The 14364-nt window shown below is 62.2% G+C and carries 6 protein-coding genes; 3 read left to right on the forward strand and 3 right to left on the reverse strand.

What is annotated here, in order from left to right; genetic code table 11:
- Positions 1-84: 84 nt before the first annotated feature.
- Complete coding sequence (gene mobF, locus AB0I03_RS24040) at positions 85-4725, forward strand: MobF family relaxase (protein ID WP_360416499.1); 4641 nt, start codon at positions 85-87, stop codon at positions 4723-4725.
- On the opposite strand, the gene AB0I03_RS24045 is transcribed toward mobF, so the two are convergent.
- The 3 genes from AB0I03_RS24045 to AB0I03_RS24055 form a co-directional block, all read right to left on the reverse strand.
- A complete protein-coding gene (locus AB0I03_RS24045) occupies positions 4726-8952 on the reverse strand; it encodes a hypothetical protein (RefSeq protein ID WP_360416501.1) in 4227 nt (1408 codons plus the stop codon). It abuts the gene before it with no gap.
- A gap of 37 nt (positions 8953-8989) precedes the next feature.
- The gene (locus AB0I03_RS24050) at positions 8990-9247 is read right to left on the reverse strand and encodes a hypothetical protein (RefSeq protein ID WP_360416503.1); all 258 of its coding nucleotides are present in this window, start codon (positions 9245-9247) and stop codon (positions 8990-8992) included.
- A gap of 172 nt (positions 9248-9419) precedes the next feature.
- Positions 9420-11444, reverse strand: a complete 2025-nt coding sequence (locus AB0I03_RS24055) for a pentapeptide repeat-containing protein (RefSeq protein WP_360416505.1) — start codon at positions 11442-11444, stop codon at positions 9420-9422.
- A 327-nt stretch (positions 11445-11771) separates the two neighbouring features.
- Here AB0I03_RS24055 and AB0I03_RS24060 point away from each other — a divergent pair, with 327 nt between their 5' ends.
- Together AB0I03_RS24060 and AB0I03_RS24065 are read left to right on the forward strand one after the other, a co-directional pair.
- Positions 11772-13013, forward strand: a complete 1242-nt coding sequence (locus AB0I03_RS24060; protein WP_360416507.1) for a sigma-70 family RNA polymerase sigma factor — start codon at positions 11772-11774, stop codon at positions 13011-13013.
- A 187-nt stretch (positions 13014-13200) separates the two neighbouring features.
- Positions 13201-14352, forward strand: coding sequence for a DUF6042 family protein (locus AB0I03_RS24065; protein WP_360416509.1), 1152 nt, complete (start codon positions 13201-13203; stop codon positions 14350-14352).
- Positions 14353-14364: the final 12 nt, after the last annotated feature.

A 14364-nucleotide genomic window follows, 5' to 3' on the forward strand; every position in this document is an offset into this window, starting at 1 on the left:
TGGTATTTGAGCAGCGCGAGAGAACCGCTACCTTTGACGATCGAGAATTGTCGCGTTAATTGCGGTCGGGGGTGGTGTGCGGTGATGACGGTCCACAAGCTGACGGTCGGCGACGGCTACACCTACCTCACCCGCCAAGTCGCCGGCGGTGACGCCCAACGCCAGGCCGGGCAGTCGGCGGCGGACTACTACACGCAAGGCGGGAACCCACCGGGCCGGTGGACCGGTTCAGGCGTCGCCGCACTCGGCCTCAAACCCGGTCAGCACGTCGACGAGGCGCAGATGCGGAACCTGTTCGGCGAAGGACTCCACCCCGATGCCGAAGCACGCCAAGACGCCTACCTCGAGACGCATTTGATCCCAGGCTTGTCGGAGACCGAGCGGGGCCGCGTGCACGCTGCGGCGGAGCGGGCCGGAAAGCTCGGGCAGAAGTTCCCCGCCTACAAGACCCTCGACCCGTTCGACGAGCGGGTGGCGAAGCGCTTGGGCGACATCGCTTCCGAGACCGGCCGCGAGCCGACCGCAGCGGAGGTGGCGAAGGTCAAGCGGGAGGAATCGCACCGCCAACGGGCCGGAGTCGCCGGGTACGACCTGGTGTTCACACCGGTCAAATCGGTGTCGGTGCTGTGGGCGCTCCACCCCGACGAGCGAGTCCGCACGGAGGTCAAGGCCGCGCACGACGCTGCTGTCACCACAGTCGTCGCCATGTTGGAGGAGCATGCGGCGTTCACGCGGGCCGGGGTCGGCGGGGCGGCGCAGATCGAGACCACCGGGTTGGTGGCGACCGCGTTCGACCACTACGACTCGCGCTCGGGCGATCCCGATCTCCACACTCACCTGGCGGTGGCGAACAAGGTCGAAGGCGCCGACGGGAAATGGCGGTCCCTGGACGGCTCGGCGCTGTACGCGATCGGCGTCGCCGCGTCGGAGACCTACAACTCGACCGTCGAAGCCGAGCTCACTGCCCGCCTCGGCGTCACCTTCACCGAACGGCCCGGACCGGCCCGCAACGGACGACCCGTACGGGAGATCGACGGTATCGACCCCTCCGTGCTCAAGCACTTCTCGGCCCGGCGCAGCGTCATCGAGGCCCGCTACACAGAACTCCGCGCTGACTTCCGGACCCGGCACGGCCGCGAACCCGACCCGAACACCGCACGCGAACTCGCCCAGCAGGCCACCTTGGAGACCCGCGAAGGCAAAGACCGGCTCCGGTCCCTAGCGGACGCACGGCGGGACTGGACCGCGCAAGCGGTGGGCCGGTTCGGACCAACCGTGATCGACAAGGTCGTCGCCACCGTGCCCGCCACCCCGCGCCCCGATGCGGTCGCTGCTCTCGCTCCAGAGGAGGTTGAGCAGGTCGCGGCGCGAGTGCTCCAGGAAGTGTCGGCCGAACGCGCGACCTGGACCCGGTGGAATGTCCATGCCGAGACCATGCGTCAACTCCGCGCCGACTTCACCTTCACCAACCCCGACGCACAACGCGCCGCCGCCGACACCGTCGTCTCCCATGCGATCGGCGAAGACCGCTCGATCAACCTGGCCGTCGCACCGCCGGTCGAGGCCCCGGCAATGCTGCGTCGCGCCGACGGCGTATCCGTCTTCGTCCGGCACGAGTCGGCCCGCTACACCTCGCAAGCCGTCCTCGATGCCGAAGCGCGCCTGGTCAAAGCCGCCCAGACACCCACTGTCTACTCGACCCGCGCAGTCGCGGTCGCCGAACGGATCGCGGCCTTCGAGACCCGCTCAGAACGGGTCCTTGACAAGGGGCAGCGGGAACTGGTGACCGCGTTCGCCGCCGACGACCGGCTCCTCGCGGTCGGGATCGGACCGGCCGGTTCGGGCAAGACCACCGCGATGCGCGCATACAAGGAGGTCCTCGCCGCTGAAGGCCGACGCCTGGTCGGGCTCGCGCCCTCCGCGCAGGCAGCGAAGGTCCTCGAAGCCGATCTCGGCATATCCTGCTCGACCGTCGACAAGATCCTGTGGTCGGTTTGCCCCGGTAACCTCCTCTCGGGTCCCGAACTGGCCGACTCCCTGCGCCGCATCGCGAACGACCCCGAGATACTCGGACCCGTTCACGACCTCAAACCCGGCGACGTGCTCCTGGTCGACGAGGCGTCGATGGCCGGGACGTTCAACCTCGACCGGCTCACCGCGCTCGCCGAAGTCACCGGGGCCCAGATCCGGCTCCTTGGTGACGACTGCCAGCTCGGCGCGGTCGCCTCCGGCGGAGCACTGCGGCTCATCGCCGCCGAAGCCGGGGCCACTGAACTGCGGGACCTCCACCGGTTCCAAGACCCCGCCTTCGCCCAGGCGTCGTTGAAACTCCGCGAAGGCGACACGGCTGGGCTCGACTACTTCACCGAGCGCGGGCACCTGCGCGGCGGCAGCCGCGACGCCATGCTCGAAGCCGTCTACTCCGGTTGGAAGAAGGACATCGCGACTGGGAAGACCAGCCTGATGATGGCCTACTCCAACACGATCGTCACCGAACTGTCCGACCGCGCCCGCATCGACCGCATTGCCGCCGGCGAGGTCAAGGCCGATGGGGTTGGGCTCCACAACGGCTCGACCGCCGGGCGCGGGGACTGGGTCGTCACCCGCGACAACAACTACCAACTCAAGTACAACGGCGGCAAGGACTTCATCCGCAACGGACAGACCTGGACCGTCACACGCACCTACGCCGACGGCTCGCTCAAGGTCAAGTCCCGCGACACTCGCGGCACCACGATCCTGCCCGCCGCCTACGTCGCCGAGCACGTCGAACTCGCCTACGCCGCCACCGTCCATCGCTGCCAGGGCATGACCGTCGACACCGCCCACCCGCTCCTGACCACCGACCTGACCCGCGACGCCCTCTACGTCGCCGCCACCCGCGCCGCCGAAACCACCACGCTCTACGCCGTCACCCACACCGAGATCCCCGCCGATCCTGACCACCGCCTCGACCGCCCCAAATGGGACCCCGACGCCACTGCCGCCCGCGAAATCGCCGAACAGATCCTCGCCAAAGAACCCGACAACCGCACCGCCACCATGGAGCGCGAACACCAACGCGAACTCGCCGCCTCCCTGGCGACACTGGTGCCGATGTACCGCACCGCGACCGAACGCGCCGCCGAACACCACTACGAAGCCCTCATCGACCGCGTCGGTGGTGCCCTCCTCCACGACGCTGACCTGGCCGACATCAAGGCCAACGGCATCGGCGCACTCGCCGGCACCCTCGCCAAAGCCGAAGCCGCCGGATGGAACCCCGAGCAGATCCTCACCCTCGCCATCACCCGCGGCCCCGTTGACGACGCCGACTCCGTCACCGCCGTCCTCGTCGCCCGCATCAACACTCACATGGATGGCCACACCCCGCCGCCCGCAGGAGCACAGCCGACCGAAGCCGACCTCGACCGCTACCGGGAACTTCTGCGCCCCTACTACCCCGACGCGAGCCTCGACACCGACACCGCGCTCACCCCGGCCCCTGTCAACACGCCAGTCAGCGCCGCGCACCTGGTCGCCACCGAGCCACCCGCCGACCGCTACAGGACCGAACTCGCCAGCATCCTCGGCGCAGAGCCAGCCGAAGCCGTTGCCGCCGAGCAGGCCTGGCCCGCCGTGGTCGGCGCGCTCCGCCGCGCCGAGGAGAACGGCCAGTACTCGGCCGACGCCCTACTTCGGGCGACCGCACAGCGCGACTTCGACGGCCTCGACCAGGTCGCACCGAACCTCGCCTGGCGCATCGAGCGCCAGACCCGCCTGCTCGAACTCGATCCGACCCACACCGGACAGGCCTGGCCCGCCCTTGCCTGGACGACGAAAGCCTGGGAAGCAGCCGGCGGCGACGCCGCCGAACTCGTCGACGGTCTCGCCCACGACCGCACACTCGCCGACCTCGCGCTCGAAGCTGGCCACCAACTCAACTGGCACCAACGCACCCAAGCCATCGAGAACGCACCTCACCCGCTCCCCTGGGCCAGCGCGCCTACGTCGCTCCATGACAGCGACGCGGTCCCGGCTGAGCTCCGCGAGTTCCTCGACCACACCGCCGACGCGATCACCACCCGCGTCGGCCACCTCGCAGACGAAGCCGCCACCGACCGGCCTGTCTGGACCGCCGCCTTCGGCGACGCCCCGCTCGACGACGAGATCTCGTACGAGCGCTGGCGCACCGCCATCGCCCTCGCCGCAGCCCACCGCGACCATCAGCAGGTCCAGACCGACGATTCTGCCCATCCGTTCGGTCCTTACATCGAGACCGGCCGCTCCGGACACCATGCCTGGTGGGCCGCAGCCAGTGCCGCCCTCGCCATCGACAACCCCGACGCACCCCGTGTACCCACCGGCCTCGCCGACACCGTCGAACAACAACTCAGACACACCATCGCCCGCGATCTCTATCAAGCACTCCCGGAATCGGAACGAGAGGCCATCCACCATGCGCTCTCCGACCGCCTCGGCCCTACCTCGTACCTCACCGGGATAGATCCACAACTGACTGCGCTGCACCCGGCTGTAGCTAACGACTTGCTTGGCGCATTGCGCGATCTCCAACTACTGACCCCACAACTCTCCTCCGCCTTGCTAATCGCCAGGGCCCATTTCGACACCCGCGAGGATCATGAAGCCTCCCAGATTTCTAGTGTCGATGCCGGAATCCGGGGAACGCCAGAGATCGGCCTATGCAACCTAGGCCAAGCAGGACAAGCTCCCGCGGCAAAATGATTAGCTCGAGACCCGGTCAGGAAAATGCCGCGCAAGAGCTTCCTCAGCCATAGAGCGAACACGAGCCTCTTGATCACAGTCTCCAGCCAGGCCCTGAAGAAACTCCAACGCCGATGGATCTCCCGTCATAGTCAACCAATCCGCGGCGGTGACGCGACAATGCTGGGGACTTGTCGAGGAACGAAGCGTCTCGGAAAGGCTCGCGAAGCTCGCAGTCCAGCCAAGTAGCGCCCGCCTTCCGTGCAGCTCAAGTTGTTCGCAACAGCTCCAACCTGCCTCATCAAATAGGCCGTCAAGCAACGAAATGCCCTCGGGCCGATCAATCTCCGCTAGAGCACTGGCGGCCCGCATCCTTGCAGAAGCAGCGACTGAGGTAGAAGACACTATCGATGACAAAATCGAGACCCCGGTGGCTGCGTCTACCGCCCCCAACTGTTCAGCAGCCGCGATACGCTCCCCAATGTCCCCACCGGAAGTTGCCTGTTTGAATAGCCATTGATGGCTCTCGATAACCCCGAGGCGAGCCAAGACACCGTGCCGCGAGTTGGGTTCAGAGCATTCCTTGCTCATTTCGATCAGTCTCTCAACGGAGGCCTCAGTGTCAAACTGGCCTATTATGGCCGATGTCAGAAATTGAACATCTTTACGTAGTGCAAGATTTCCAAGTACATCCCGTGGCGTCCTACCAGGTAGTTTCCTCACCAAGATCGAGCTCAGGAGATGCGCCTGGATAATAGACGCAGCATTTGAACTATTTACCTGACATGAGAGCGCTTCAATAAGCTCCGCCACCACAACTAGGTCGACATTTGATTGCAGTTCCGAAATATCTTCGATGTACTCAAACCGGAACCTTTCAACTGTCAATCTGGCCGCAGCCTTTCTCAGCGTCAACGACACCTCTTCATCAAGGGCTGTCGACATCAAGAGCTGCTGGCAAAATTCATAATCAATTCCCAAAACTGAGAAGAATGGCAATCTAAATATGTGCGGAAGCGAGACATCCTCGGCGAGCTTGATAACCCGGTCGACCGAGCAAAGCCGAAGTCCGAAAATCGCAGTGCTCCTTGCCGAATCGGTAAGCTTGGGATTTGACGCGAACAGCTCAAGGGAATCTACACCTTCTGCTTCGCCCCACTCTGCCAACGTGTGTGCCGCAACTGTTCTCACCATATCGTCATACTCGTCGTTCTCAATGAGTCCCATCAGTTCAGGCTTCGAGAAACTCGAAAACGCCTCGCCAAGAAGACCAAGCATTCTAACCCGCGCAAGCAATCCGGTTCCTCGGTCAGATTCGAGTGCGCGCCATAGGCGAAGGCCCTCCTCATCCTTGAGCCCAAGCAACACTCTCGCTACTTCAAGACGGACGTAGTCATCAGCTTCAGCAGACTTGAGCAACTGGCGAAGAGGCTCCAACCGGTGAATGTCAATCGTCCTCCAGTTATACCTGCGTGTAGCAACACCCGCATACAGCTTTGCCGCATAAACCCGCGCCATCCTACTGAACTCTCGACCATGCACGAAGTCTTGCATAGTGGCGTCGCAGGCAATTGGATCATACTCGCCTAGTGACCATACCGCGTCGATCTTGGCAAGTTCCTCCGAATGAATACCGGTAGAGACGATACGAAGTATCGAGCTCGCTTGAGAATCACCAGGTGACTTTCGCAGCACCGCGGCAGCTATTTTCACCTTATCTCCGTCATGCATAGAGTGCTCGTCGAATACGGAAGCAGCTGCTCTCCTGAAGAACTCGTCATCCTCGATGGCGTATAGGCAATTGGCACGATAGGTACTATGAATCATCGAGTTTCGAATCAGCTTTTCCGCGATCTCAACGGCCTGCAATGGACTGCAAAGCCCAACCTCGCGGATTATGTCATTCCGATGATACATGGAAGTTCTTGAATCCAACGCAAGAGCCGTCGATGCTTTCAGGCCCAACTCCTGATCAAGCTCAAGAAGACTCCTACAAGCCGCCCGACGGGATTCATCGGAGTTCGGCCTGCTCGCCATATCTCGCAAAAGAGCCGAAGCTTGGCTTCGATCGAGGTCGCCGAGAGCTGTAATGGCGTCGATTCTTTCAAGCCCCTCCAGCCCCGACCTATTACCGGCAAGAAAGCCGAGAACCTCTCGTCCTTGCTCGGCATCGTGGTTCGCAATTAGAATGGCGGCATTGACGCGACGATATGCGTGTGATTCACTATCTGCCGCAAATGCCGCAAGGTACTTTCTAGTGAGGGGAACTGCCGCTAGAAGCTCAAGGACATCCCACCATTCAGTGGCGAGGCTCTTTCCGGGAAGATTCGCGAAGAGTGCTTCGATAACTCGATCGCGCATACCGTCATGTAGGCCTTCCGCCACAATCCAGGCCGCGGTTACTGAAGTTCCAGAACCACTAATCAGTTCCTCTAGAAGTGTAGTTCTGTCCGCCATATTCAACCGAGAGAACGCGAAAATCGTTCCGACACGACGGTTCGCATCTCGAATTCTCTCGTCCCACGCAGCCGCTTCGAGGCCAAGTGATTCTGCTCGAGACCGGGAGTGCAGGAATTCAGCAAAGGAGTGGTGAATCCACTTCGGGTCACCCGTCCAGACGTCCTTTGCGAGGCCGGTTGCCTCAAGCAAAATCCTAGCCCCACGGTACTCCGGACCGGATTTGGGCCGCGTCGGGATATCAAGATGTTCGCACAGCACATCCAGTAGGTTTGTCCGGTCAGCTTCGAGGTATTTAGCTGCCACCTCCTCAAGGAGATTGAGAATCTTCGCTCCCGGCACATTGCCGACAATGTAATCATTGATTCTCCCGGAAAATACAGCGCCATCAGCCCCAACATCGTGAGCACTCTGAATACGCTTCGAAAACTGGTTGATCCAGTGAGCGACTGCATCAGAATAGATGTCCACTCTTCGAGCGGGGAGAGGAGTCATTCCCTCTTCCGCGAAGTACAGGTCCGAGGAAACCCGAGCAAGCAATGGCAAACATACGAGAGACAATAGACCAGGCGTCATTTCAATTCGCGATATGAACTGGTCAACTCGACTGCTTACATGCGAAGACTTCCCATCGTTGTCCCTGGTTGCTTTGACTTTCCCGCTCTGCTGCCGATTTAGAAAAGTACGAAGCTGAGCTCGAGAGAAGGGTTCAAGCTTAAATTCGGTGACATCGCGAAACGCCAAGCTGCGCCACAGTTCGTCGTTGATCCCTCGACTAGTAATCAGGTATCTAACGTGCCCGCCAGCTTTCTCCGCCTCATCGATCGCCTCAAGCAGGATTGCCTCCACGTGCTTCCGATGTTCGGGATCGGTAACTTCATCGATCGCATCTACCATCACCAACCACTTCACACCTTCCGCCGGCGCACGAGCAAGCCACCTTTCTCCATCGACGCCGAACGCTTCTAGTACCCCGTCACTCCCAACGAGGCGGCTTGCTGCGATCCGAACTGGGACAAGTCGAACGACATCCGGATCTGATTCTTTGGTGGTGCTGACATCGTGGTCCAGCCATGTCTTTCTAGCCATTCCTTCAAGCCGATGAAGGAGGCTCGACTTTCCGACGCCAGCTTCACCTGTAACCATGATGTGGTGGATTTCTTTATCCAGGAGGATTTCTTGGATCGGGCGCGCCTTTGAATAGACCACGTCCGTTGTGAATGGTCCGGATTCGAGTTCAGTGTCCTTCTCCATACTCGCAGTCTTATCGCGATCCGCTCCTACCTGGAGTTCTTGTTCTGTGTAGACCCTTTTCAAGTCCGGGAGGCCGTCCCAGTCATACATTTGATTGCCGATTACCGCTGCCTGCTCATCAAGCCATTTCCAAAGTCCCTCAGGCAGCTTTTCTCGCAATGGCACGCCGCGCTGTGAATCAATGCGTTCGGCGGTAGAGCTTGATCGCTCTTTTCGGTCCCGTCTCCATGCTATCCAGTAGATAGCCCCGTTCACTGTCATTGCGGAGCACGTAACTACTGCAAATGCGAGATAGGTGGGATTGAGGATTACGATCCAAACCCCGATAATTGTCGAAATGCCCGCGCCAATAAGGGCCCAGCGCGAAGCGACGTGCGATCTAGGACTGACACTCCCGACAGGATTTGGTAGCTCGGCATCGCGCGACGTTGACCTCTTCACCATGATAAAAGCAGCACCCAGCGCCGCGAGCCCCTGAATCAGTGCGGCGACAAGAGTTGCTGCTACAGGCAACCAGTCAGAGGTGGGGGGGTTCATGCACCTACGATATCGGCTTAGGCCTATCCGTGGTGGGTCAGCTCCTTCCGGTCGAAGTTGCATTCCACCGGAACTCGTCACTGCCACCCCAGCGGCACCAGACCGCGACCAGGGTGCCATCGACGATGAGGACCGTCGACCTTCTCTGACGCACTGTCGCGGCTACGTCGGTGAGTCGCTCGCGCAACGCCGCGTACTCCGTCTCGTACTCGTTCAGGACTGACCCGACGGTGTGAGGCGGCTCAGTTCTCATCGCGTCCCAGACGCCCGCCACGAGGCCCACGACGACCATCACCGCCGCCCCGTGGCCAAGAAGTAGACGAAAAGAGGCAGAGACCTCCCAGGCCGCGATCGCGGAGGCTGTCGCGATGTACCGCTACAGGTCTAGCTTCGGCTGGGATCTTGACCGGACCCCTCCCGGTGCCTCAATTAGCAGCAAGCCAGTTAGAGCCCGTTTCTCGTTCCCGTCACCCCGCAGCCGGCACCGCCTCGAGGCGTCCCCATCCGGGCCTGGCCGGGTCTGGAACAAGACTCCACCCGTGGGGCAGGCCGTGCCCAAGACCGAGCCGCAGCCGAACCCCGCACCTTCGCAACGCCTCAATTAGGGGCGACTGGCTCGCATAGAGCACACTTAGAAACTGCGTGTCCTCGAAGCGCGCGTCGTTGCTGAAGGCAGCGCCTTCGAAGTTCGCAATGCTGGTGAAGGTCGCGCCTATGAAGTACCCGCCTTTGCGGAAGGTCGCGCCCATGAAGTGCGCGTTGCTGTTGAAGGTCGCGCGGCTGAAGACCGCGTCGCTGGTGAAGGTTGCACCTCTAAAGCCTGCGTTGCCGGTGAAGGTTGTGTCCCCGAAGGCCGCGTTGCCGGTGAAGGTCACGCTCACGAAGTGCGCGTCGCTGGTGAAGGTCGCGTCTCTGAAGTGTGCGTCGCCTTCAAAGGTCACGTTCTCGAAGACCGCCTGGCTGGTGAAGGTTGCTCGCCTGAAGCGCGCGCTTCCGCTGAAGGTTGCGCCTGCGAAGGCCGCCACGGTGGTGATGGCCGCGTTCTCGAAGACCGCGTCACCGGTGAAGGTTGTGTTCTCGAAGACTGCCCTGCTGGTGAAGGTCACGTTCTCAAAGACTGCGATCTTCTTGAAAGTCACCCGCCTGAAGTGCGCTTCACCGTTGAAGGTCGCGCCAAAGAACTGTGCCATGCCGCTGAAGGTCGTGCCTCTGAAGCGCGCGCTGCTGTTGAAGCTTGCGCGCCTGAAGCGCGCGCTGCGCCTGAAGGTCGCGTTCTCGAAGACCGCGTCACCGGTGAAGGTTGTGTTCTCGAAGACTGCCCTGCTGCCGAAGGTCGCGTTCTCAAAGGCGGTGCTTCCGCTGAGGGTCGCGCCCTTGAAGATTGCGGTGCCGCTGAGAGTCGCGCCTTTGAAGGTCGCGCTGCGCTTGAAGGTCACCTTCTCGAAGGTTGCGCTGCGCCTGAAGGTCGCAGTCTCGAAGGTCGCGCCGCCGCGGAAGGTCGCAGTCTCGAAGGTCGCGTCGCTGGTGAAAGTTGCGCCCGCGAAGCGCCCGGTGCGGCTGAAGGTCGCGCCCTTGAAGGTCGCGGTGCCGTTGAAGGTCGCGTTCTCGAAGGCCGTGCTGGCGCGGAACGTGGCACCTGTGAAGTCGACCTGATTGAGGTAGCACCTGCGGAAGTCGACGGTGTCGAGGTTGGCCCCTCGCAGGTTCAGTCGTGTGTGCTCTTCCCAGTACAGGCCTGGGCTGTCAGGGGTGAGGTGGCGTTGCAGGATCTCCTGGGCGGTCTGACGGACTTCTCCCTCGTCGTCGCTCGCCCCGAGCTCGGCGGGTGGGGGGCCAATGGGCTCGAACTGCCGTGCCGAGAGTGGTGCGGGCGGTGTCGTTGCCGGTGGGGTGTAGGCGCGACGGAGGTAGGCGCAGACCTCATCAAGCACGACCTGTCGGAGTTCGGGATGGAGCTGTCCGATGCGTTCGAGGTTGTGGAGGCCGCCGATGCGCACGGCAGGGTTGTCTGAGCCGAGCTGCTCGACCGCGCGGACCCGGGAGTCGGTGATCCGCCGCTGCAGGGCGTCCTCCTCGATGTGGGCTTGGCGGCGTCGCTCTTCTTCTCGGCGTTGGCGCGCCTCATCTTCGAGGTGTTCTTGCCGGCGCCGCTCATCGGCCTGGGACTTGGCGGTGGCGCGTTCGTGGTGGATCTGGCGGCGGATGGTCACGGCCAAGGCCACGAGTACGGCGAGGCCGCCGGTGACGGCGAAGGCGTTGCGCAGCGCTTGCGCCTTCATCCGCGCGATCGCGAGGTCCTGTGCGGCAACCTCCCGCTTGGTAAAGCCTGCGTTCTCGGTGAGGGGATCGGGAAGGAATTCGGTGAAGGCGAAGTACAGAACGAGGACGAGCCAGATGATCCCGGCGACGGCGAGTGCGGCGATCCAGATCCAGTCAGGGCGAGACTCCTCGGAAGGCGAGGCGGCCGCCGCCGGGGGTGAGGGCGAGGTCATCGATTGAGCGTACGGTTCACGCCAGGCGTGCAGAACCCCCAGGCCGAACGGCAGCCGGGGGTCCGAGGGCCCGGGTCGCCCGGCCCAGAGTTGACTGTCATCGCCCGCACCGCACAAGGGACATCCACATGCCGCACCCATGGAACCGTCCCCGCCGGGCCGACCCGTCGAAGACGACCCAGCAGCGTAACGGGTGGAGCTACCACTGAACTTGAAACCAGGTCTAAGCGGAACGTTGAGCTGTTTCCGAGATTCACCATGACTTCCATCACCAGGCTTTTCCGGCTCTAATGGAACGATGTTCGTTCAAACTGTCGTGGGGTAGGTATGAGAGCACAACACACTGCGCTGAGCGACAGAGACGAGTCCGCCAGGGAACCGGAAGCTTCCGAAGACGGAGCTTGGGAGCGGGCCAACTTCTTCCTGTCGGCTGATGAGGTAAGCCCCGACGAGCATCCTTCCCTCACCAACTTCTCCGCGGCCTGGATGTACGACGCGATGATCCGGCCTCTCGATCCCGAGCAGCTCGAGTTCGTTGCGATCGATATGGATCCGGGTTCGCTGGAAATGCGGGACCAAATCGGGGTGTGGAATGCGGCCTGGGAGGCAGGCCAGTTCAGGCGTCGCCTCTTCGCCGAAGAAGAACTCCCCCAGCAGATGGCTAAAGTTGCCGACTTGGGCGACCTCAACGTCATGTTCGTGCCGCGCAGCGAATCGCGGTACTTTGAATACGCGCCCCTGTATCACCTGCTCCCGAAAGCTGTGCTCGACAAATTCAAGCTGCCGTTGCTGAAGCGAGCCTCATGGCCGCACATGGGCGAATTGGGACGTGCAGACCGTTTGCTTCCGGGTGACTTCGCACAGCGCCTGGCCAAAGCCTGGGCCTGGGTGGTGTGGCCGCACCTCGACTCGGGATCGCGTCCGTCAGCGTACAAGAAAACCGACTCGATCCGGCTGCTCGCCCACAACCTCGACTTCTGGGTTCCACCGGTGACCACGGCGGTACAGGAGATGCTCCAGTGCTACCCGGAAGTCGACAAAGGCAGATCGACTGGCCCAGTGCGCCTGGAGAACGGCGAATTCCTCGAGGGAGCCGTTGTAGGAAATCCCCGCGCGGGCGGACTTGTCTGGATGGGTGAGGCCGAAGCCGCTGAGATGGTGGCCTTGATGGTGGACACCGCCGACCGCACGGGGCGACTCAGAGACGTGCTGGCGGCCGTCCGTGCGCATCGAGTGGAAGAGGATTTCTCCAGCGACTGGTCATACGCGCGTGAAGACTTCGAGCGGCAGCTCTACCGCAAGCGGAACAAGGTCCAGGTTCGCTTCATCGAACTGACCGACACGATCCCAGTCCAGGGCCCTGAGAGCGAGATCGTGGGGAAGCTGGTGACCAGCGACTTCCTTGCGCTCCTGGACGCGAAGCAGCGGCAGATCATCATCCTGCTCAGCAGCGGGTATCGCCAGCACGAGGTCGCAGAGGTTCTCGGCTACGCCAACCACAGCCCGATCGCCAAGCGGCTAGCCCAAATCCGACAGCAGGCCGCGGCGTTCTTCGATTTGGACTGGTGAGAGTCTTGGCCACCGCACCGTTTCGAAGCACGCGCCGCTTCGTGGTACCCTCCAAATGCGGCTGTTGCGCCAGCCAGCGTCGAGCCATACCTCCCACGCGGGTATGTGGTCTTGACCAAGACGTCTCCGACTCGCGCTCCTTGAACTTCGTCTCTTCCTTCGCGCGTGGGGCATAGAGGAGTTCAGCGTGTCCAAGTCCAACCGTGCTCAAACCCGTGACGTGCGCCGTCTCCAGCGCGCTCTCAACATTCCGTATTCCGAAGCTCGAGCCGGCCTCGAATCTCCCGCCATCACCCGCAGGGAATGGTTCGAGCTGGGCTGGGCGCGGCTGCTCCCGGATGAAGCCAATTACATCGACATGGGCGTTGTGGCAGCCCACGTGCTCCAAAGGGATGGCGCCATCGAGGAACTCATCGATGAAGACGTCTACCGAGACGCCCTGCAGGCGCCACTGGTCTGGACTACTGAGTCTTCTGACGTCACAGCACTGAGGACCGCCCGCGACACCGCGCAAGCTGCTTTTACCTACGCTGTTGAGCGTGCCGGCCTGAGGATGCCCGAAACGATCCGGGACCTTGCCTTCACTCTCGCAGAGTTCGGGCTCTACGACTGCGCAGCAACGGCAGCTGGAAGCCATCGCTGGCGGCTGGGGAAGATGGCTCGCCCGATCGAAATGCTCGAGTTGCCTGGGACCTGGATGCAACTTGATGAAGAGGCGTGGTGGAACGCGACCACGATGCGACCTTCCCATCAGCTCCTCAACCAGATTGTCACCTCGAGCCAGTTCCCGCAGATGTCGACAACAATCGAGCGGCTCGCCTCAGAAGGGGATCTGACAGAGGTCGGCGTCCGCTTGGCGCTCGATGGCCTCGTGTACAACGAGCGACTCGATGTCCGTCGGGGAAACGTGGTCGTAGAGAGATCGGAGTTCGCTCGCCTTCCTTCGCATGCTCGCTTGGAGGTCCACGTCTCCGCCGATTCTTGGGCTCAAGAACTGGTCGAAATCATGCAAGAGGAAGGTGATCCGGATGCAGAGGAACGGTTCTCATGGGCGAAGAGCCCGTGGCGGTGCTTCGTAGAAGCGGCGCAAACCGAGCACCTTTCAGAGGATGTACGCACCGTCCTGGCGCACGTGCCGTTCCAGATTCGGCGTGCTGGACGACCAGCGCGGATTGCCACCCTCGAGATCCTTGCGGCCGAGATAGGTGTCTCCCGGGCGATGGTGGCCGAAGGAATGCTGCACAGTGAAGAAGCCGGCTTCCTGACCTGGATTCAGGAACACCAAGTAGCCGAGCTCCCCTCGGTCAGGGCGATGTACTCCGTTCGAGGTCTGCAATGATGGCCCTAACTC

The sequence above is a fragment of the Glycomyces sp. NPDC021274 genome (assembly GCF_040641195.1).
Classification (GTDB): Bacteria; Actinomycetota; Actinomycetes; order Mycobacteriales; family Micromonosporaceae; genus Glycomyces.

Bases quoted from the DNA above. Each gene is read 5' to 3' on its own strand.
- mobF (WP_360416499.1), top strand. From the start codon at position 85: ATGACGGTCCACAAGCTGACGGTCGGCGACGGCTACACCTACCTCACC.
- AB0I03_RS24045 (WP_360416501.1), bottom strand. From the start codon at position 8,952: ATGAACCCCCCCACCTCTGACTGGTTGCCTGTAGCAGCAACTCTTGTC.
- AB0I03_RS24055 (WP_360416505.1), bottom strand. From the start codon at position 11,444: ATGACCTCGCCCTCACCCCCGGCGGCGGCCGCCTCGCCTTCCGAGGAG.
- AB0I03_RS24060 (WP_360416507.1), top strand. From the start codon at position 11,772: ATGAGAGCACAACACACTGCGCTGAGCGACAGAGACGAGTCCGCCAGG.